Genomic DNA, 17607 nt, shown 5'->3' with positions numbered 1-17607 from the left:
ATCCCCCTTTGTTTACCGTTCTGTACAAAATGTGGGCAGCGCTCGCCCCGACACGGACCGCGACCTACAGCCGGGCGAGAGCGCCTTCCACGACGTCGACCAACGCCTTACGGTCGTCCACGACTTTGGCCAGCACCCGCAGCCCGTAGTACGCGCCAAGGAAGAACCGGGCCGATGTGAGCGGATCCTGGTCGGCCGACAGCTCGCCGGACCGCTGCCCGACCGAGATCAGGTCGGCGACCACCCCTTCGAGCCGGGCGAACTGGCGGCGCACCTGCTCCGCGACCGCGTCGTCCCGACCGGCCACGTCGACGGCCGCGTTGACCGCCAGGCAACCCCGGCGCGACGGGTCGTCGAGATCGGTGTCGACGACCCACATCATCAACGCCCGCAACCGCTCCCGGACCGACCCCGGCCGGTCGAGGATCTCCGACTGGCCGCCGAACCCGATGTCGGCGTAGCGCCGCAACGCCTCCTCGTACAAGGCGTGCTTGCTGCCGTAGGCGTTGTAAAGGCTCCCCCGCCCCAGACCGGTGTGTTCGCACAGATCCTGGGTCGAGGTGCCTTCGTAGCCTTTCGACCAGAACACGTCCATCGCGGCCTCGACGGCCGTCGCGTCGTCGAACTCCCGTGGTCGACCCACGACTCCGGAGCGTAGCCCCTTGTGTACCAATGGGTCAAAAATTCGAGGTCGGGTGACGAACGCCGCCCGACGTCCCGAACGGACGGGACTTACGACCCTGCGCGGACCCGATAGCCCGTGCCATCGTGAAACCACGAGGCCACGAGCGGTGCACACACCCCCAGAACACCGCTCCCCATGGCGGCCGACCCACGACCCCCGGCGGTCGGCCGCCAGGACGCGACACCCGGCCGTGGCGGGCCGGGTGCGCGTCCTGCCACTCGATCGCGTGAATTCCCCACTACCGCACCCCATTCCCGCCCGCCGATGATGCACCGGCCGGCAGCGTCGGTGCCGTGGTGACTTCGGTCGGCGACGTAGCGGAACAGATCGGGCGGGCGTGGTGGCTCCTGTCGCGCTGTCGCCGCGAACTGGTGGCCGCACGAGACCTGGCCGAGGCGGCACGGACGGACCTCGTCGGCGTGTTGGACGGTTCTGTCGACATCGGGCCTGCGGCGAACGCTTTCGGCGCGGTCCTCGACCGTGTCGCGGTTCTGCTCGCCGATGTCGACCGACTGTCGGACGCGATGATACGAATCCGCGCCCGCTTGACCGGGCGACTCGACGCGACCGGGCCAAGTTCAGCGGCAGTCGACGAACGCACGACGACGCCCGACCACCTTGTCGAATCGATGCGGAACAGCCTGCCTCCGCGTGTGACGCCGAGAAGCGGACAGAAGACGCACGGACGGTGGCTGGGTCCGGACGGCCAAGTACGCAACGTGGTCAGCGGAAAAGACCATCGGTCCGAACTCGCCAGGCAGCGGCTGTACGACGCCGGCGTGCGCAGAACAGTGGCGGTCCTGAGCGATGTCGAGATGAAGATCGCGGCGGAAATGGCGGCGACCGGCATTCGGCACGCCACCCTGGTGATCAACCACCGGGTTTGCCGGGGAGACCTGAGTTGCGACACGCTCCTGCCAGTACTGCTGCCCGAGGGGTACACACTCACCGTTCACGGCATCGACCGGCGCGGCAACCGCACCAAGACCCGTTACACAGGAGGATCGACGACGTGGTGACACTGAGGGCCTGGTTCGACGGGGACAGCGACGATCCCACGATCGTGACCACTGCCGCCGAACTCGACGCGGTGCTGGACATCGTCGTGGGGTGGGAAGACCCGATCCTCGTGGCCCTCTACGTCCAGGACGACATCCTGCGCGCGGTGTTCGAGGTCGGATTGAACGGCGGGAAGGGAGTCGGGGTCGTCTACTACTCCGGCGACGAGACCGGGTGGTTCAGCAGGTCGTCGCAGCCGTCGAACGCCGAGACGATCCTCTACTACTACATGGACAACGACCACGAATACCCGCCGCACAGCGAGGTTCCGATCGACGTCGCACGGCAGGCCGCACACGAGTTCATGACCACCAGGGGTGAACGACCCACCGGGGTCGAGTGGCAAAAGCGCATTCCCTGAACGGCCGGGGGCACCCGACGTAGGGTGCCCCCGACAGATCAGCGCTTGATGGCGGCAACGAAGTTGCGCACCGCCACTACGGGAAACCTCAACGCGGCCGTCGGGTTCTTCGAGTCACGAATCGCGTCGAGGTTCGCATGGACCTCGACGCAGTTGGCGTCGCCGCCGCCGTTGCTCGCGCCGGAACGACTGCTCTTGCGCCACACCGACCGGCTGTCGTGACCAGTCACATCGTGCCCCTCTCGTCCACGGTCACTGCGACTCCGAGGAGATCTCTTCGATCACCCGGTTGATCAACGCGATCGACTCCCCGGACGTCAAGGCAAGCCCGCTGAGCTGCCCGAACCTGAGGGTACACGCTCGGATGTCCTCAGCGTCCCGAAGATAGACGCACCCTCCGGGCCCGTCTGTGTAGCCGATGTCTGGCGTGGCGTCCGAGAACTCGAAGAGCATGAACCAGCCGATCAGGCCTGGGTGGGCGCCGGCGTACTCGGGGACGACCTGAAGGGTTGTTTTCGGGTGTTGGGCGATGACCGCCAAGTGACGGAGCTGTTCGATCTGTACCGGGATGGTGCCGATCCGGCCCCGAATCACCCGTTCATCCAAGAGCAAGTGGAGTTCCTGTGATTCGGGCAGGATTTCCGCCCTCTTCAACCTCGCATCGACCCGTCGTTCCAGATCCGCGCTGTCGATATCGCGTTTGATCCCCGAAATCACTGCGGCGGCGTACCCGGGTGTTTGGCAGATCGCCGGGACCAGCGTCGGATCCCAGATTCGTTGGACGGCAGCGGAAGACTCGTACTCGAGCAACTCGGTGAGATCCTCGATGAGGCCGGGCATCCTGCGCTGCCAGTGGTTCTTGCTGCGCGATGCCCGTGCCCAGCGCTTGAGCCGGGCGACGTCCTCCGCCGACACCTCGTAGACCGCGCACAGATCTTCCACCTCGTCGGGCTGGAGGCGGATCAGGGCGTTCTCGGCGCGGCTCAGCTTCGAGACCGACCAGGCCCCCGGATCGGGCATGGCCAGCAGGGTGGCGATCACGTCGTCTTGTCGACGTTTTCCGCGCAGGGCTTTGAGTTCCGCCGCCAACTGCTTGTAGACGGCCGGTGGGATGTTGGCCTGCGTCATGGCTTGATCGTCACCTCGCGTTGACCCTTGTGGGTGAAAGTTAGCAACTTGCTACTTCAGAACTTGTACCGACCGGACTTGTCAGCCAGGATCTCACTGTACGGCGTCGGATGATCGCCGTTCGTCACGGGGGGTGATGTCATCGCCAGGCACGTTCGGCTGAAAGGCGGACCCGGGTACTTCCGACGGGTCGCCGCCGCGGCCGGGTACCGGTCGGACTACAAGATCGCCGCCGCCGCGGGGCTCAACCGTTCGACGGTGACGCGGGTGTGTCGCGGGGAATCACAGCCCGGCATCGGGTTCGTCGTGGGTGCCCTGAGCGGGTTGGCACCCCTGAAGTTCGAAGACCTGTTCGAGATCGTGTGAGAGAAGGAGAATCCCCATGTACGTCCAGGACGGCGTCCGGATGTCCTCGTACATCAAGATCTTCGCCGACGCGTCCGTCGTCGTGAAGCCGAGCGGCGACGAGGTCGAACTCGGCTACAACGGCGAACTCGACCTCGTGTTCACGCGCGGCGCCGCCGAACGGCTGCACGGCGCGCTCGCCGACTACCTCGTCCGCGACGGCGGGTCCGACGAGAACTAGGAGCTGTTTGGGGTTGGGATCATGTGGTTGGGGTAAGGGTCTTCAACCACATGATGGCTCCTCGTAGATGCAGTCCGGCCTCGTAGCTTTGTGGTGTCTTGTCGTAGCGGGTGGCCAGTCCGCGCCATGTCTTGATCTTCTGGAAGAGGCGTTCGACGGTGTTGCGCCGCCGGTAGCGCACGGGATCGAAGGACACAGGCCGCCCGCCGGCGGAGCCCTTGTTCCTGCGGTTGGCCCGCTGGTCGGTCTTCTCCGGGATCACAGCCGTGATCCGGCGGCGGCGTAGGTAGGCCCGGTTGGCTTTGGAGGAGTACGCCTTGTCCGCGGCCACCGCGTCCGGACGGGTGCGCGGCCTTCCGACCGGGCCGGGAACCCGGATCCGGTCCAGCACCGTCCGGAATTGCGGGCTGTCCCCGGCCTGGCCAGGGGTGAGCACGAACGCCAACGGCAGCCCGGCGGCGTCGACCGCGGTGTGGACCTTGCTGCTCAGCCCGCCCCGGGACCGGCCGAGCCCGGCCGCCGCAGCCCGCGCCTTCCGACGGCGCCTACGGGCGGCACGGTCCCGACCGGCAGATGTGCCCGCGTCGGTCGTGTCCGGCGCGGACCGCGACGCACCACCCGCAGCACGCTCCGCTGGACGGGCAACGGAGCCCCTTTTTCCTCGGTCAACGCCTGTTCCAGCGCGTCAAGGGTCTCCCCGGTCACCGCGAGTCCGGCCGATTCGTGGTGTGCCCGCACGATCGTGGAGTCCACGCTCACCAGTTCCAGGTCGACCTGTCCGCGGGAGGCGGCCTCGGCGATCAGCGCCTCCATCAGCGTCTGGAACACTCCGGTCTTCGCCCAGGTGTTGAACCGGGAGTAGACGGTGGACCAGGGACCGTACCGTTCGGGCACGTCACGCCAGCCTGACCCGGTGCGGAACCGCCACAGGATCCCGTTGAACTGCTCCCGCACCCGACGTGGCAACGGCCCGGTGGCCGCCACCGGCATATGCGGCTCGATCAACGCCCACTCGGCATCGGTCAGATCAAAACGCGCCACATCCGTGTTCTACCAGCCCAACCAGCACACCACCGGGCCCACCTAGATCCGAACTTCAAACAGCTCCTAGCCGGACCGACGGTCCACGTGGACGGAACCGGGTCCGTTCACGTGGATCTCAGAACAACGGCACCCGCCACGTCAGCCGGGTCCCGTCCGCGCTGTCCACGGTCAACGTGCCGCCCAACTCCTCGGCACGGGCCTCCAGGTTGCGCAGCCCGCTGCGCGCCACCTGTGTCGGCATCCCGATCCCGTTGTCCGCCACGGTGATCGTCAGCACGTCGGTCGCCTCGACCGTCACCGTCACGCCCGACGCACGCGCGTGCCGCACGGCATTCGTGACACCCTCCCGCACCACGGCCTCCGCGTGCTCGGCGATCCGGTCCGACACGGAGTTGTCCACCGTCCCCGACATCCGCACGGTCGCCGACACCGAACCGTCCTCGGTCAGCTCGGCCACCAGGTCCAGCAGCCGACGCCGCAACCCCGGCAGGTCCTGCGCGGCCTGGAGGTCGAAGATCGACGTCCGGATCTCCAGCACGGTCTGGTCCAGCTCCCGCACCGCGCGCTCGACCCGTTCCCGCACGTGCGGCTGCACGATCGCGCCCACCGCGCCCTGAAGGCTCATCCCGGTCGCGAACAACCGCTGGATCACGTGGTCGTGCAGGTCCCGCGCGATCCGCTCCCGGTCCTCCAGCACGTCCACCAACCGCCGCGCCCGCTGGTTCTCGGCGAACTCCAACGCCACGGCCGCCTGGTCGGCGAACGACGCCAGCAACGGCACCTGGTCGGCACCGAACCGCACGCCGCCCTTCTCCCGCGCGGCCAACAGCACGCCGCTCACCGCCGGCCCGACCCGCAGCGGCACCGCCACACCCGGACCCAGCTCGACCGGCAACTCGCCCAACCGCCCCTCCAGGTCCTCGACCAGCATCGGCGTCGCCGAGTCGAGCACCTCGGCCACCACGCACCCCGACCGGACCAGCGTGTCCCCCACCAGGTCCTGCCCGCGCGCGCCCGACCCGGCCGCGATCCGCAGGCGCGACCCGTTGTCCTCCACCAGCACGATCAACGACAGCGACGCGGCCGACAGCTCCCGGGCCCGCAACGCGATCAGCCGCAACGCGTCCTCGGCCGTGGCACCGCCCAGCAGGTCCGAGTTGATCTCCGCGCTGGCCTCGGTCCACCGCTCCCGCATCCGCGACCGCTCGAACAACCGCGCGTTCTCCACGGCCACGCCCGCCGCGGCGGCCAACGCGGTCAGCACCACCTCGTCGTCGGCCGTGAAGTCCGCGCCGTCGGTCTTCTCGGTCATGTAGAGGTTGCCGAACACCTCGTCGCGCACCCGGACCGGCACGCCCAGGAAGCTGTGCATCGGCGGGTGCCCCGGCGGGAAGCCCACCGACATGTCGTGCTTGGTCAGGTCGTGCAGCCGGATCGCACGCGGGTCCTTGATCAACAGGCCGAGGAGTCCCTTGCCCTCCGGCAGGTGACCCATCTTCGCCCGGGTCGTCGGGTCGATCCCCACGTAGACGAACTCCGACAGGTCGTCCTTGCTCCCCAGCACGCCCAGGGCCCCGTACCGGGCACCGACCAGTTCCGTCGCGGCCTGCACGATCCGCTGCAAAGTCGAGTCCAGCTCCAGTCCGGCGCCCACCGCCAGGACCGCGTCCAGCAACCCCTGCATCTTGTCCCGCGTCGACGCGATCTCTGCCAGCCGCTCGCGCATCTCGTCGAGCAGGTCGTCCAGTCGGAGACCACCCAACAGGCGGCCCGCGTTCTTGTCTCCCGGTTGCGACACGGCCGACAGCCTGACACGTGGACCCGGCGCCGCAAAGCACTGCTGCCCTGCGTCACGGGGACCTTCGCCCGTGGGGAATGCCTCCGGCGGGGTGCACAGTGAAAACGTTGGTTCGAACAGGTGAACCCCTAGCGAGGTGACGGCATGACCACGGTGACCGAGACGCTCGGCCTCACGCCCGACCAGACCACCGACGTGCTCCGAGCCGCCACCCTCGCCCCGTCCGTGCACAACACCCAGCCCTGGCGCTTCCGCCTGCGCCCCGACCGCATCGAGCTGTACCCGGACCTGTCCCGGCGACTCCCGGCCACCGACCCCGACGACCGCGAACTGGACCTGTCCTGCGGCGCCGCCCTGTTCAACCTGCGCCTGGCACTGCGCGGACACGGCGTCAAACCGCTGGTCACACTCCTTCCCGGCAGCGAGGCGCCCGGCGCGGCGGCCACGATCCGCCTCGGCGGCCACCGCGCCCTGGACCCGGAGACCGCCGAACTGCTCGACGCCATCCCCCACCGACGCACGAACCGCAAGCCGTTCCGGGACGCCGCCGTGCCGACGACCCACCGCCACGCCCTGGTCCGGGCGGCCGAGCGTGAGCGCTGCTGGCTGCACGTGGTGACCCGCGACGAACGCCCCCGCGTGCAGGCGCTGATGACCAAGGCGTACGACCTCCAGATCCACGACCCCCGGGTCGACGCCGAACTGCTCACCTGGACCCACGACGGCATCCCGCCGGAAAGCCGCGGCCACCGCCCCGCGGGCCAGGACGAGTGGCGGTTCCGGGACTTCCGCGCCGACGACCGCCCGCCCGGCAAGGACTACGAAGCGGACCCGCTCGTGGTCGTGCTGTGCTCGTTCCACGACGGTCGGCTGGCGGCGCTCCAGGCGGGGCAGGCGCTGCAACGCGTGCTGCTCACCGCCACCGCCTACGGCATGTCGGCGTCGTTCCTGTCCCAGGTGGTCGAGGTGGCGCCGGTGCGCGACGAACTACGCCGGGCGTTGGGCGGCGCGCTGATCCCCCAGACCGTGCTGCGCATCGGCTTCGGCTCGCCGGTGCCCGCCACCCCGCGCCGACCCGTGGCCGACCTCGTCCACGACGACCCGGAGGACTGACCGCACGCCGACCCTCCGAACGCGACGGACCCGAAAATCCATTGTGGACATGTCGGCGACCGCTTCGGACATCCGAGGGGAGGCGCACCGCGCGCGGCGGCCGTCGGTACCGTGATTCCCCGGGGCAACCGGGGAAAGGGTCGACGATGCGCATCCAGACGGCGAGCGTGCAGTTCTGCCACCGGGCCGGGGACAAGGCGTACAACCTCGCCACGATCACCCGTTTCGTGCGGGAGGCGGCGGACCGGGGCGTGCGACTGATCGTCTTCCCGGAGATGTGCATAACGGGCTACTGGCACGTCGTGGGCATGGACCGGGCCGGTATCGAGGCCCTGGCCGAGCCGGTGCCGGGCGGACCGAGCGTCACGGCGTTGCTCGCCCTCGCCCGCGAGTACGACATGGTGCTGGGCGCCGGTCTGATCGAGTCCGCCGACGGCGCTCTCCACAACACCTACGTCGTGGTCGAGCCGGACGGGAGCGTGCACGCCCACCGGAAGATCCACGCGTTCGAGAGCGAACACATCACCCCGGGCCGGGACTACACCGTCTTCTCCTCCACGCTGGGCTGCACCCTGGGCGTGCTGATCTGCTACGACAACAACATCGTCGAGAACGCCCGGATGACGGCCCTGCTCGGCGCCGACATCCTCCTCGCGCCGCACCAGACCGGCGGCGTGGCGTCGCGCAGCCCGCACGCCATGGGCACGATCGACCCCGCCCTGTGGGCGGCGCGGGACACCGATCCCGAGGCGATCGAGGCCGAGTTCCGCGGCGACAAGGGTCGCGGCTGGCTCCTGCGGTGGCTGCCGTCGCGGGCGCACGACAACGGCATGTTCCTGGTTTTCGCGAACGGGGTCGGGCTCGACCACGGCGAGGTGCGCACCGGCAACGCGATGATCATCGACTGCTACGGCCGGATCGTCGCCGAGACCTGGCGGGCCCGCGACGAGATGGTGTGCGCCGAACTGGACCTGTCACTGCTGGCCCGCAGTACCGGCCGCCGGTGGCTGCGCGGACGCCGCCCCGAGCTGTACGGGCCGCTGGCCGAACCGACCGGCCGCGAGCTGGACCCCCTCGAAGCCCGGTTCTCGACCGACCCGACCTGAGCCGTCGTCACCGAGCGTGAACTCGCACGGTCGCGATTCCACGTTTTGATTTGGTCGACACTGAAGTCATCGCAGTGATCGGAGCCGATGCGCCTTCGCGGCCAGGTCGGCGGCCAGGGCGTCGGGCACCGGCAGCTCGGCGAGCAGGTCAGGTTCGGTCGTGAACGCGCGGAACGCGAGCGCCACCGTGACGCCGTGCCCCGGCCGGTGCAGGGACTCGACGACGTCGCCCGCGCACACCTCCCCCGGTTCGAGGACCCGCAGGTACGCGCCGGGCACCCCGGCGCGGTGAACGTGCGCACCCACCCCCGCTCTCCCAGCCACGTCGCGAACGTGCGGCACGGGATGCGCGGCGCGCTGACCTCCAGCACCAGGTCCGCGCCGACCCGCCACCGCTCTCCGATCTCCGCGCCGTTCACGTCGACGGCCAGGGTGGTCAGGTTCTCGCCGAACCCCCCGTCGGCGAACGCCTGCCCGAGGTCGACTCCCACCGGTCCAGGTCCTCCCGGGCGTGCGCGTACACGGCACGGTCGGCGCCGCCGTGGTCGCGCGCGTCCCCGATGAAATCGCCCGCCAGGCCCGACCGGCCGGCACCGGGCACGGCGACCGCGACGGATCCGGCGACCGGCCGTTTCGCGATCCCGGAGGTCCCGAACCCGACCCGGCGTCGCTGCCCCACGTTGACGGAGAGAATCTTTCCATCACCCATGGACACAATCCATCCGCACCGACCGACAATCCACTGTGGACAGTCAGGGGCGGTCCACGACCACGGAATGTGACCACGACCGGCGGCGATCGCGCGATCCGCCCCCGCGCGCACCGCCGTCCGGGTAGCCTGCGACCGGTCGTCCCGACGAGTGGGAGGGCCGCCTGGTGCGTCCGGGTGAGCCCCGCCACGCCACCGGACGCCCGGCGCCGGACCGGTCCGCCGGCGGCGCCCGCACATCCGTTGGTCCACAACGGAAACCGGGGCTTCGACACCGGGCGTCCGACCGGTAGACTGGGCGCCCCTCGTTCGGACGCACCGCTTCCGCGGCCGGATACACTACGGGTGTAGACGAAACGACGCAGAAGGAGCGGAATGCCCAAGGTCATCGACCACGACGAACGTCGGGAGCACATCGTCGACGTGACCTGGGACCTCATCGTCCGGGGCGGTCTCGAAGCCGCGACGATGCGCGAGATCGCCGCCGCGGCCGGGTTCGCCAACGGCGCGTTGAAGCGCTACTTCCCCAGCAAGGACGCGCTCGTCGAGGCCACCTTCGACCGCGCCCTGTCCATGATGCAGCGGCACATAGCGGCCACCACCAACTCGCACTCGGGGCTCGCCGCGCTGCGCGCCATCTGCTACGGCTCCATGCCCATGGACACCAAGCGCGTCACGGCGGGCCGCGTGCTGATGGCGTTCTGGGAGATGTCGTTGTCCAACAAGCGGCTGCACGACCGCTACCTGGAGCACCTCAAGACCTGGCGGTCGTACCTGCACGAGCACATCCGCGCGGGCCGCGAGCAGGGCGAGATCCACACCGCGATCCCCGACGACCAGCTCGTCGACGAGATCGTGCTGATCAACGCGGGCGCGAACATCATGAGCCTGGTCGGTCCGCGCTTCTCCACGAAGAAGCTCCAGCGCCGCCACCTGGACTCGTTCTTCGACCGGCTGGCCAGACCGTAGCCGCCACCGCCGCGAGGCGGAGGCGGCCCGGTCCGGGCGTCAGAACACCGACTTCAGGAACGCGATCACGTCGGCATGCGAGACCGGCGAGATCGGCAGGTCCGTGTACAGACCGTAGAAGCCGTGGATCTGCCCGTCGTAGCACTTGACCGTCGTCTCGACGCCGGCCGCCGCGAGCTTCTCCGCGTACTGCTCACCCTCGGTGCGCAGCACGTCGTACTCCGCGACCATGACCAGCGCCGGCGGCAGGCCGGACACGTCGGCCCGGGACGGCAGCAGGTACGGGTCGTCGAGGTCCTTCGGGTCGGACACGTACTGCTCGAAGAAGAACCGCATCGAGTCGGCGGTCATGCCGTAGCCCTCGGCGCAGTCGACGTAGGACGTGAGCCCCTCGTCGGACGGGTGCGCGGTGACCGGCACGACCAGCACCTGACCGGCGATGCGCGGGCCGCCGCGTTCCCGGCTGAGCAGGGCGAGCACGGTGGCCAGGTTGCCGCCGGCGCTCTCGCCGCCGGTCGCGATGCGCGAGCCGTCGACGCCGTGCTCGGCGCCGTTGCGCGCGAACCACGCCAGGACCGCGTAGCAGTCCTCCGGCGCGGCGGGGAAAGGGTGCTCGGGGGCGAGCCGGTACTCGACCGACGCGACCGCGATGCCCGCTTCGGCGACCCGCCGACTGGCGAGTTCGTTCTCCTCGATGCTGCCGATCGTCCAGCCACCGCCGTGCATCCACAGGAACAGCGGCGCGGGCTCGTCGGACTTCGGCAGGTACAGCCGCACGCGCAGGTCGCCGGCCGGGCCGGGCACCGACAGGTCGGTGACCGGGCCGATCTCGGGCAGGTCGGCGGGCACGGTGAGCATCGACGCGAACGCGGCGCGCAACTGCGCGGGCGTCATCGGCGGTGCGTCGGCGGGCGGCGCGGGGGTCGCCGCGAGCATGGCGGCGACGGCGGGGTCCAGGGTCACCGTCGGCGTCCCGTCACCAGGAACCGTCGGCGTTGACCCCGCGGTCCGTCCACAACGGCTCCAGCTCGGTCCGCAACTCCTCGCCGTGCGCGGCGGCCAGCTCGATCGCGCCCAGGTTGTCCTCCAGCTGCCCGATCCGGCTCACACCGAAGAGGACGTTCGCGACGGCCGGGTTCGCGAGACAGAACGCGATCGCGACCTGGGCGGCCGTGGCGTCGTGGCGCGCGGCGATCTCGGCGACCTTGTCGGCCGCCTCGCGGATGGCGTCGCGGATGCCGCCGGGGTCGGCGCCGATCTTGCGCTCGGGGAACTTGCGACCGGCGAGGATGCCGCCCTCGAAGACGTCGGAAGCCTGGAGCGCGAGCTTGCCGCTCTTGAAGTACTCGCCGTAGTACTCGCCCTCGGCCATGGTGCGCCGGGCGATGCTGTACTTGAGCTGGGCGAAGCTCGGGGGCGTAAGGCCTTCCTTGTCCGCGAACGCGAGCGCGGCCTCCAGGTCCTTGGCGACCCAGTTGTTGACGCCCCAGACGTCGAAGCGGCCCTTGGCGATCTGGTCGTTGACGTCGGTGACGACGGCCGGGATGTCCGGGGGCGACATGTAGTCGCCGACCACGACGCTGTCGGCCTTCTCGACGCCGATGCGCTCCAGCGACGTGGTCATCTGCGACTCGAACGTGGTCGTGGGGTACTCCCACAGCCACAGCTTGCCGCACAGGTGGTAGTCCGCGCGGGCGAGACCGGCGGCCCGCACGACCTCGCCGAAGATGATGTCGGTCCGCGCCTGCTCGGCGTGCGGGCCGAAGTTGTAGTGGGCGACGTCGAACAGGGTCGCCCCCGCCTCGACCGCGCGCCGCAGCAGCGCGACCGCGTCGTCGAACTCCATCCGGTCCCACGTGTTCCACGAGCCGAGACCGAACAGCGGCACCTGCGGGCCACCGGGGCCCAGTTGCCGGACCGGTACGCGGGATGCCTCGCCCATGAGTGCTCCTCACTAGCCTCCGGAAGTTTGGTTTAGTCTACATGCATAGACTAAAAACAGGCATTATCGCCTGTGGCGACACCTATACTGGGGTCGCTAAATCTACGTCCGTTGACGGAGGACTCCGTGGCCGCATCCCGCACCGCCGATCTCGTGCTCACCGGTGGCACGGTGCTCACCTTCGACGCCGAGGATCGTGAAGCGCGTGCCCTCGCCGTCGCGGACGGCACCGTCGTCGCGGTGGACGACGTCGACGGCCTGATCGGACCGGACACGGAGGTCGTCGACCTCGCCGGCCGCACGGTCCTGCCGGGCATCAACGACTCGCACCTACACGGCGCGTGGCTGGGCGCGATGTGGCCGCACACGCTGTTCAGCGGCGGCTTCGGCGGCGGCGAGGAGGGCACGGCCGGCCCCCTGGTCGCCGACGCGGCGGCCCGTCGCGCCGCGATCCTCAAGGCCGGCGACGTCGCCGCCGCGCTGGGCATCACCAGCTACACGGAGCCGGGCCTCGGGCCGGGCGAGGACGAGGGCCAGACCGGCTGCTTCACCAGCGCCGTGCTCGACGAGTACGCGGCGTTGGCCAACGAGGGCCTGCTGCGCGCCCGCGTGACCGTGCTGCGGCTGTTCGGCATCCTCGACGGCCCCAGCTCGCTGGCCGACTTCCAGCGCGGCCTCGCCGACGACATCCCGTCCACCGACCCGCGCGTGCTCAAGGTCAACGGCGTCAAGATCTTCGCCGACGGCATCCCCCCCATGCGCTCGGCGTGGACGCACCACTGCTACACCGACGGCACCTCCGGCCACCTGCTCGTCGACGGCGAGCAGGACGAGGAGCGCGTGGCCAACCTGCGTCGCATGATCGACATCGCGCACCGCCGCGGCGACCAGATCGGCGTGCACGCCACCGGCGACCGCTCGATCGAGGTCGTCGTGAACGCGATGGCCGACGCGATCGCCGAGCACGGCCCGCTCGGCCGGCACTACCTCATCCACGGCGACCTGGTGTCCGGCGAGGTGCTGCGCCGCCTGCCCGGTCTGGGCATCGGCCTCAACACCCAGCCCGGCATCGCCGCCGCGACCGGCCCGTGGCTGGCCGCCGCGCTGGGCGACGACGTCCTGCGCACGGCCTGGCCGCTGCGGGACGCGTTCGACCTGGGCGTGCCCGTGTGCCTGAGCACCGACGCGCCCGTGATGGAGCCCGACTGGCGGCGCGCGATCGCCGCCGCCGCGCAGTGGATGGACGTGTCCGGGCCGGAGGCCATGCGGCAGTTGCTGCGCGCGTACACCGTCACCCCGGCGTACCAGGACGGCGCCGAGTCGTGGAAGGGCTCGCTGGCCGTCGGCAAGGTCGCCGACCTGTGCGTACTCGACACCAACCCGCTCACCGTCGCGCCGGCCGATCTGCCGGGAGTGGGCGTGACCACGACCTACCTGGGCGGCAAGGTCGTGTTCCAGAGCTGATTTTCCGGCACCGCGTCGTGTCGTAGACCCGACGCGGTGACGTCTGTTGAGGTGACGCGTCTTCACCGGCCCTCACGCCACGTGGTTGTCTGACAAGCCTCGTGCTCTGTCGAACCTGGGGTGGGCCGGTGAGCGACGCGTCCGACAAGCACTACCTGGACCTGCTGGAATCCATGACCGCCAACCCCGGCGACGGGGTGTTCCGGCGTGGGCGCGGCCAGGTGTTCGTGATGGACGCGGACCTCGCGCGGGCCGTGCTGCGCAACGACGGCGACCGGTACGTCGACCACTCGGACTTCTTCTACTCCCGCACCACGGCGGTCACCGACCGTGACGCCCAGGTCGCCCTCGGCCGGGCCGGGCGGGCGTTCCTCCAGGACTTCGTCGACCGGTCGCGGTCGAGGCTGCCTTCGCTCGTCGACCGGTGCCTGCGTGAGCGCGTGCCGTGGCCGGACGCGGCGAACCTGTTGCTGCTGCGGTACTTCGCGGACGCGTTCGCCGGTGAACCAAACCTGCGGGTACTGGTCGCCGACATCGTCCGGCGGGGCGTGCGCGTGCGCGGACCCGAGCGGCACGACCCGGTATCCCGTGCCTGGTTCCGCCGCCGTGTGGGGCGAGCGTTGCGTGCCGCCCTTGTCCGCGCCTCGGATGACGAACTGCTCGGCGTGCTGGCCCGTGCCGCGCCTGGTGAACCCCCGGCCGCGCTCGCCGAGGTGTACCTGAGCTTCCTGTTCGCGACCGTGGGCGCGACCGGTTTCCTGCTGGCGTGGTCGGTGTACCTGCTCGGCGAACACCCCGACCAACGGGACCGGCCTCCGTCGTGGGTGGTCCGCGAGTCGCTACGGCTGTGGCCCGTGGCGTGGGCGTTCGGCCGCAAGCCCCGCCACCCGCACCGCCTGGGCGCGGAACGGGTCACGGTCACCGACGAGGTCGTCGCGTGCCCGTACCTCGTGCACCGCGATCCCCGGCAGTGGCCCGACGCCGACGAGTTCCGCCCGGACCGCTGGTCGGGCCAGGTGACCGGCGGCTTCATCCCGTTCGGGCACGGCCCGCACGCGTGCACGGGCGCGGGCCTGGCGACCGGGCTGGTCGAGGAACTGGTCGGGTTGCTGCACGAGGGACGCGACCTCGTCGTCACGTCACGCGGCGTACTCCCCCGGGTGGGCGCTTCGCTCGCGCCGCCCGAGTTCACCGTGACCGCCGTCCGCACCGCGACTCCGGTCGGAAGGAGGTGACCCTCGCATGGCCAAGCTCGCGCACGCCGTCCTCGGTGCCCTGTCGATCAGGCTGAAGGACCGCAAGTTCCGCTGGTATTGGTACCACCACTTGTGATCGTCGCCGGTGCGGGGGACTCCCGGGGATGCCCCCGCACTCTTCCGAGGGGGGACCGTGGACCTGGTCGAGACGTTCAGACGTCGGCGTGCGGTAGAAGGACCGGTATTCTGGCTCGACTCGGATCTGGTCGTCCTGGACCCGCGGGTGGCGGCGGCGGTCAACCGGGCCAACTTCGCCGACTTCACGTTGAACCCATCGGTCGGGGATCAGCTGCGTGGACGCAGGGGCGCTCTTGTCGACTGGCGTGACGTGCGCGCGGCGTGGCTGCCGCGGATACGGGAGTTGACGGAGCCGGAGCACTTGCGGGCGTTGGCAGAGCGCATGGACCGGATCCTGTCGTCCCGTTTGGACACGCCGTTGGACCTGGTCTGGCTGTCATACGAAACGGCAGTGCGTTCACTGGTGCCACTGGTGATCGCCGACCTGGACGCGAAGGACAACGCCATCCTGGCCCGCGACCTGATCGCCAAGGTGGCGACTCTCCTGGACCGCCCCGCGCCGTTGTCCATCGTCGCCCAGGCACGCGCCGGCGCCATGGTCCGCAGACGGATCAAGCGCCGAGCCGCGGGCCCCGGCCGGGCCGACCTGCTCGACCCGATCGCCCGGGAGTTGTTGGGAGTGCTCGGGATCGGCCGCGCCGTCGAGGCGACGACCGCGATGCTGACCGCGATCACCGGTCCGCCGGGTTCGGCGGCGGCGAGCGTCCTGTTCGAACTGAGCCGTCGACCGGAGTGGCAGGAGCGGCTCGGCGACGAACTGGCCGCCGCGACCGACCTGTGTACCGCGCCCCAGTCCCGGGCACCCGTGACGACCCGGTTCGTCAAGGAGGTGCTCCGCATGTGGAGCCCGCCGTTGCTGCTCAACAGGCGGGTCCGCACGGCGGTGTCGGTGGAGGGCGTGGAACTGCGGCCGGGGCAGCAGTACGTGACATGCCCGTACCTGGTGCACCACGACGAGACCAGACTCCCGGACCACGCGACGTTCGACCCGGACCGCTGGCTCGCCGACCCGACGTTCGACTATGTACCGTTCGGGTGGGCGCCGACGACCTGCCTGGGTGCGGGGATCGGGATCGCCCAACTGATCCTGTGGTGCCGACTGCTGACCACCCGGTACCGGGTCACGACCAACCGACCGTCCCGGATGACCATGCTCGCCTCCCCCACACCGCACGACTTCAGGGGCACCGTCACGTCGCGCTGAGCCACCCTGGCAGTCCTTCCGAATAACGCTCGTGGACTCAAACAAAGAACTCCCTGATCGAATCCATCGACGTAGCCCATTCAGAAATACGCATGCCATCCTCGTTGACAACAGCACGGGGCAAAACATGACACCACGGTCGACTTATGTCAAAATCAGGGCCCACTTCACCCAAGAAGATCAGGGAGTTTTGCAGGTAAACTTTCTCGCCATCGCGATACATGGGCCAGCAGGTCAAGAAGTTGCTCACAGCAGGATCCGTCACCGAAACCAGAAGGCACGACGTCGAATCGATGGAAATTTCCAATCGAAGATAAGCCTCACGCCAACTCCTGCGATAATCGGACTCGACCCAGAATCCGATGGGCGCCCGGAACCACTCCACAAAGTCGTCGATCTTGATCCACCCCAACGCCGACGACGAGCCGCCGGCCACACCTGCGGCATCACTGGAATCTTCCACTTCGATCGCAAACATCGCATTCCTTCACATATTAAGGTCGGCATCGCGAGTACCGACCCTTCTATCACCAAGATCGAACATCTTCCACCCAGGTGACATTGCTCCCATCCACGTCAGGACTAATCCAGGTCTTACCAATGAAAATTGTGCTGTCCGCTCGTAGCCCGTCCCTACGGCATGCCGGGTCGACCGAACTCCAGGTAGGGCTCGACGCTTTCCGGGTCCAGTGTCTCGGGCACCAGAACCGTTCGTCTCCCGGTCGACCGGTGCAGCAGTCGTCCGAACTCCCGCAAGTCATCAAGGTCCGACGTGGTACGAAGCTCCTCCGGGTCGCCCTGGAAGTCGATCAGGGACGCGGAGTAGAACTGCGTGGTCCACCGCTGCCGGCCCACCCGCACCTTCAACAGGTGGTCCACCCGCTCCCCGTCGGTGAACTCCTTCTCGGGAGGTGTCCGCACCGGCACCGGTTCACCCGCCGTGGACAACGTCATCCGGTAGCGGTCGCGCACCAGTGCATCCACGACCGCACACCAGTCCCTGTATTGCACTCCGGGCACGCACAGCTCGATCAGACCTCCGTACTGCTGCTGTATCCGACGGAGCAGTCCATCGACGGCACCGGACATCAGGGCCTCCCTCCTA

At 69.3% G+C, this 17607-nt stretch carries 20 protein-coding genes and 2 pseudogenes; 10 read left to right on the top strand and 12 right to left on the bottom strand.

Annotated features, from left to right (window positions below; all coding sequences use genetic code 11):
* Positions 1-64 precede the first annotated feature (64 nt).
* Entirely contained in the window at positions 65-643 is a 579-nt protein-coding gene (locus F4559_RS15200) for a TetR/AcrR family transcriptional regulator (protein WP_312865665.1), read from the bottom strand.
* A gap of 335 nt (positions 644-978) precedes the next feature.
* Between F4559_RS15200 and F4559_RS36360 the strand changes: the two genes are divergently transcribed.
* Both F4559_RS36360 and F4559_RS15190 read left to right on the top strand, forming a co-directional pair.
* A complete protein-coding gene (locus tag F4559_RS36360) occupies positions 979-1704 on the top strand; it encodes a DddA-like double-stranded DNA deaminase toxin (protein ID WP_221447243.1) in 726 nt (241 codons plus the stop codon).
* Positions 1698-2105 (top strand): Imm1 family immunity protein, encoded by a 408-nt coding sequence (locus F4559_RS15190; protein ID WP_184669349.1) that lies wholly within the window; start codon positions 1698-1700, stop codon positions 2103-2105. The genes F4559_RS36360 and F4559_RS15190 overlap by 7 nt, the downstream gene beginning before the upstream one ends.
* A gap of 38 nt (positions 2106-2143) precedes the next feature.
* Here the strand turns inward: F4559_RS15190 and F4559_RS15185 are convergent, their stop codons facing one another.
* Positions 2144-2311, bottom strand: a complete 168-nt coding sequence (locus tag F4559_RS15185) for a DUF397 domain-containing protein (protein WP_312865664.1) — start codon at positions 2309-2311, stop codon at positions 2144-2146.
* A gap of 46 nt (positions 2312-2357) precedes the next feature.
* Complete coding sequence (locus F4559_RS15180; RefSeq protein ID WP_184669345.1) at positions 2358-3233, bottom strand: DUF5753 domain-containing protein; 876 nt, start codon at positions 3231-3233, stop codon at positions 2358-2360.
* 382 nt (positions 3234-3615) lie between these two features.
* Between F4559_RS15180 and F4559_RS15170 the strand changes: the two genes are divergently transcribed.
* Positions 3616-3819, top strand: coding sequence for a hypothetical protein (locus F4559_RS15170; RefSeq protein WP_184669343.1), 204 nt, complete (start codon positions 3616-3618; stop codon positions 3817-3819).
* 19 nt (positions 3820-3838) lie between these two features.
* Here the strand turns inward: F4559_RS15170 and F4559_RS15165 are convergent.
* Both F4559_RS15165 and F4559_RS15160 read right to left on the bottom strand, forming a co-directional pair.
* Positions 3839-4860 (bottom strand): annotated as a pseudogene (locus F4559_RS15165) (IS5 family transposase).
* A 118-nt stretch (positions 4861-4978) separates the two neighbouring features.
* Complete coding sequence (locus tag F4559_RS15160) at positions 4979-6661, bottom strand: sensor histidine kinase (protein ID WP_312865663.1); 1683 nt, start codon at positions 6659-6661, stop codon at positions 4979-4981.
* A gap of 144 nt (positions 6662-6805) precedes the next feature.
* Between F4559_RS15160 and F4559_RS15155 the strand changes: the two genes are divergently transcribed.
* Positions 6806-7774: an Acg family FMN-binding oxidoreductase gene (locus F4559_RS15155; RefSeq protein WP_184669341.1), complete on the top strand. Its 969-nt coding sequence runs from the start codon at positions 6806-6808 to the stop codon at positions 7772-7774.
* A gap of 146 nt (positions 7775-7920) precedes the next feature.
* Positions 7921-8880, top strand: a complete 960-nt coding sequence (locus F4559_RS15150; RefSeq protein WP_184669340.1) for a nitrilase family protein — start codon at positions 7921-7923, stop codon at positions 8878-8880.
* Between the two features lie 66 nt (positions 8881-8946).
* Here F4559_RS15150 and F4559_RS35075 read toward each other — a convergent pair whose 3' ends face one another.
* From F4559_RS35075 to F4559_RS35065, 3 genes and pseudogenes are all read right to left on the bottom strand, one after another.
* The gene (locus F4559_RS35075; protein ID WP_246446778.1) at positions 8947-9186 is read right to left on the bottom strand and encodes an MOSC domain-containing protein; all 240 of its coding nucleotides are present in this window, start codon (positions 9184-9186) and stop codon (positions 8947-8949) included.
* A 35-nt stretch (positions 9187-9221) separates the two neighbouring features.
* A pseudogene (locus tag F4559_RS35070) lies at positions 9222-9299 on the bottom strand (MOSC domain-containing protein); the annotation flags it as partial.
* 17 nt (positions 9300-9316) lie between these two features.
* A complete protein-coding gene (locus tag F4559_RS35065; protein ID WP_246445214.1) occupies positions 9317-9589 on the bottom strand; it encodes an MOSC domain-containing protein in 273 nt (90 codons plus the stop codon).
* A gap of 375 nt (positions 9590-9964) precedes the next feature.
* Here F4559_RS35065 and F4559_RS15140 point away from each other — a divergent pair, with 375 nt between their 5' ends.
* On the top strand, positions 9965-10558 hold the full coding sequence (locus F4559_RS15140) for a TetR/AcrR family transcriptional regulator (protein WP_184669339.1): 594 nt from the start codon (positions 9965-9967) through the stop codon (positions 10556-10558).
* Between the two features lie 39 nt (positions 10559-10597).
* Here F4559_RS15140 and F4559_RS15135 read toward each other — a convergent pair whose 3' ends face one another.
* On the bottom strand, positions 10598-11521 hold the full coding sequence (locus tag F4559_RS15135; protein ID WP_312865661.1) for an alpha/beta hydrolase: 924 nt from the start codon (positions 11519-11521) through the stop codon (positions 10598-10600).
* Between the two features lie 13 nt (positions 11522-11534).
* Positions 11535-12500, bottom strand: a complete 966-nt coding sequence (locus tag F4559_RS15130) for an aldo/keto reductase (protein WP_184669338.1) — start codon at positions 12498-12500, stop codon at positions 11535-11537.
* A gap of 126 nt (positions 12501-12626) precedes the next feature.
* Here F4559_RS15130 and F4559_RS15125 point away from each other — a divergent pair, with 126 nt between their 5' ends.
* The 4 genes from F4559_RS15125 to F4559_RS15115 all read left to right on the top strand — a co-directional run bounded on the left by F4559_RS15125 (position 12627) and on the right by F4559_RS15115 (position 16502).
* On the top strand, positions 12627-13964 hold the full coding sequence (locus tag F4559_RS15125; RefSeq protein WP_184669337.1) for an amidohydrolase: 1338 nt from the start codon (positions 12627-12629) through the stop codon (positions 13962-13964).
* Between the two features lie 128 nt (positions 13965-14092).
* Entirely contained in the window at positions 14093-15199 is a 1107-nt protein-coding gene (locus F4559_RS15120) for a cytochrome P450 (RefSeq protein WP_184669336.1), read from the top strand.
* Between the two features lie 7 nt (positions 15200-15206).
* Complete coding sequence (locus F4559_RS36955; RefSeq protein ID WP_486374939.1) at positions 15207-15296, top strand: hyalucidin A family RiPP precursor; 90 nt, start codon at positions 15207-15209, stop codon at positions 15294-15296.
* A 57-nt stretch (positions 15297-15353) separates the two neighbouring features.
* Positions 15354-16502 carry a cytochrome P450 gene (locus F4559_RS15115; protein WP_184669335.1) on the top strand — a complete coding sequence of 383 codons (1149 nt, stop codon included), beginning with the start codon at positions 15354-15356 and terminating at the stop codon, positions 16500-16502.
* Between the two features lie 37 nt (positions 16503-16539).
* Here F4559_RS15115 and F4559_RS15110 read toward each other — a convergent pair whose 3' ends face one another.
* On the bottom strand, positions 16540-16980 hold the full coding sequence (locus F4559_RS15110) for a hypothetical protein (RefSeq protein ID WP_184669328.1): 441 nt from the start codon (positions 16978-16980) through the stop codon (positions 16540-16542).
* A 155-nt stretch (positions 16981-17135) separates the two neighbouring features.
* Positions 17136-17486 carry a hypothetical protein gene (locus tag F4559_RS15105; RefSeq protein WP_184669326.1) on the bottom strand — a complete coding sequence of 117 codons (351 nt, stop codon included), beginning with the start codon at positions 17484-17486 and terminating at the stop codon, positions 17136-17138.
* Positions 17487-17607 lie beyond the last annotated feature (121 nt).

This window comes from Saccharothrix violaceirubra (assembly GCF_014203755.1).
Classification (GTDB): Bacteria; Actinomycetota; Actinomycetes; order Mycobacteriales; family Pseudonocardiaceae; genus Actinosynnema; species Actinosynnema violaceirubrum.
Note: the sequence above shows the minus strand (reverse complement) of the source record. Positions and strands in the feature narration are given on the sequence as shown.